The organism is Novosphingobium sp. (assembly GCF_031424035.1).
Classification (GTDB): Bacteria; Pseudomonadota; Alphaproteobacteria; order Sphingomonadales; family Sphingomonadaceae; genus Novosphingobium.
In genome coordinates, this window is record NZ_JANPGP010000060.1 from 1 (window position 1) to 2,073 (window position 2,073).

General features: G+C 63.1%; 3 protein-coding genes. All 3 read left to right on the top strand.

The window, feature by feature from the left end:
• A partial coding sequence (locus RMO89_RS09325) for a (2Fe-2S)-binding protein (RefSeq protein ID WP_310532701.1) occupies nucleotides 1-1,273 on the top strand: 1,273 nt, incomplete at its 5' end.
• Entirely contained in the window at nucleotides 1,270-1,611 is a 342-nt protein-coding gene (nirD, locus tag RMO89_RS09330; protein WP_310532702.1) for a nitrite reductase small subunit NirD, read from the top strand. The genes RMO89_RS09325 and nirD, both read left to right, overlap by 4 nt.
• 3 nt (nucleotides 1,612-1,614) lie before the next feature.
• Nucleotides 1,615-2,073: molybdopterin-dependent oxidoreductase (locus RMO89_RS09335; protein ID WP_310532703.1), on the top strand; the 459-nt coding region annotated here is incomplete at its 3' end.

The window sequence follows — 2,073 nt, forward strand, 5'->3', positions numbered from 1 at the left end:
CTTCGGTCAGGCCTTCGCCGCCGGGGGCGCCCTCGCGGACCCTAATGCCGCCGTTGCAGCGCTCTCGGACGACGCAGAAATCTGCGGCTGCAACGGTGTGTCCAAGGGCAAGGTCGTGGGCTGCGTGCTCGGCGGGGCGCACAGCCTCGACGCAGTGCGCGCGGCCTGCAAGGCCAGCGCCAGCTGTGGTTCGTGCACCGGTCTCGTCGAAAGCCTGCTCAGCCTTACACTTGGCGGCGAAGTCGAGTCTGGGCCCAAGACGCTCTGCAAATGCACCAAGTTCACCCATTCCGACGTGCGCCGCCTGCTGATCGAAAAGCAGATCAAGGCGATCCCGCAAGCCATGCAGGAACTGCACTGGACCACGCCTGATGGCTGCGCCTCATGCCGTCCGGCGCTCAATTACTACCTGCTTTGCGCCTGGCCCGGCGAATATGTCGATGACCAGCAAAGCCGCTTCGTCAACGAACGGATGCACGCCAACATCCAGAAGGACGGCACCTATTCTGTTGTTCCCCGCATGTGGGGCGGGCTGACCAATCCCAAGGAACTGCGCGCGATTGCCGACGTGGTGGAGAAATTCAACGCGCCGATGGTCAAGGTCACCGGCGGCCAGCGGCTCGATATCTTCGGGATCAAGAAGGAAGACCTGCCTGCCGTCTGGGCCGATTTGGGCGCCGCCGGCATGGTTTCCGGCCACGCTTATGGCAAGTCACTGCGCACGGTGAAAACCTGCGTCGGCAGCGAATGGTGCCGCTTCGGTACGCAGGATTCGACTGGTCTGGGCGTCAAGCTGGAGCGGATGACCTGGGGTTCATGGATGCCACACAAGTTCAAGATCGCGGTCAGCGGTTGCCCGCGCAATTGCGCCGAAGCGACAATCAAGGACTTCGGCGTGGTCTGCGTCGATTCAGGCTACGAACTGCACGTCGGCGGTAACGGCGGCATCAAGGTCCGGGTTACCGACCTGCTGACCAAGGTGGCGACCGAGGAGGAAGCCATGCAAGTTTGCGCCGCCTTCATCCAGCACTACCGCGAGGACGCCTGGTATCTTGAGCGCACCGCTCCGTGGATCGAGCGCGTCGGACTGGAAGCGGTGAAGTCCGCGCTGTTCGACGATCCCGATGCCGTGGCGCGCCTCGCGGCCCGCTTCCGCCATTCACAGCAATTCATGCAGGACGATCCCTGGGCCGCACGCGCCGCTGGCGACGAGGCCGAACTGCACCAACACCTGGCCGAAGTGCGCCCCCTTGTTCTGGAGACTGCGTCATGATCGGAGAATGGCTCGATATCGGTCCGGTCGGTCAGATTTCGCCCGGCAATGCCCGCACCCTGCCCGTTCAGGGCGGTGAGGAAATCGCTGTCTTCCACACGCTCGACAACCAGTTCTATGCGCTGGTCAACAAGTGCCCGCACAAACAAGGTCCGCTCAGCCAGGGGATCGTCCATGGTTCGGTGGTCACTTGCCCGCTGCATTCGTGGAACATTTCGCTCAAGACCGGCGAGGCGCAAGGCGAAGACAAGGGCTGCGTGCCGACCATCCCGCTGAAAGTCGATGCCGGGCGCATCTACCTGCTGCGCGAAGCCGTCGTCGGTCGCAGCGCGGCCTGATCGATGCGCGAGATCCGTACAACCTGCGCCTACTGCGGTGTCGGCTGCGGTATCCGCGCGACCGTTACCGGCGAGCGTAGCGTCACGATCAAGGGCGATGCCGAGCATCCGGCCAATTTTGGCAAGCTCTGCTCCAAGGGTACGCATCTGGGCGAAACGGTTGGCTTGGAGGGCCGCCTGCTTGCCCCGATGATTGGTGACAGGCAAACAGGCTGGGATGAAGCGCTCGACCTCGTGGCGGCGAAAATGCGCGAATGCATTGCCGCACATGGTCCCGACAGCGTGGCTTTCTATGTCTCGGGCCAGTTGCTGACCGAGGACTACTACGTCGCCAACAAGCTGATGAAGGGCTTCATCGGCAGCGGCAATATCGACACCAACAGCCGCCTGTGCATGGCCAGCGCGGTTGCCGCGCATAACCGGGCGTTTGGTGAGGACGTCGTCCCCTGCACTTACGATGAC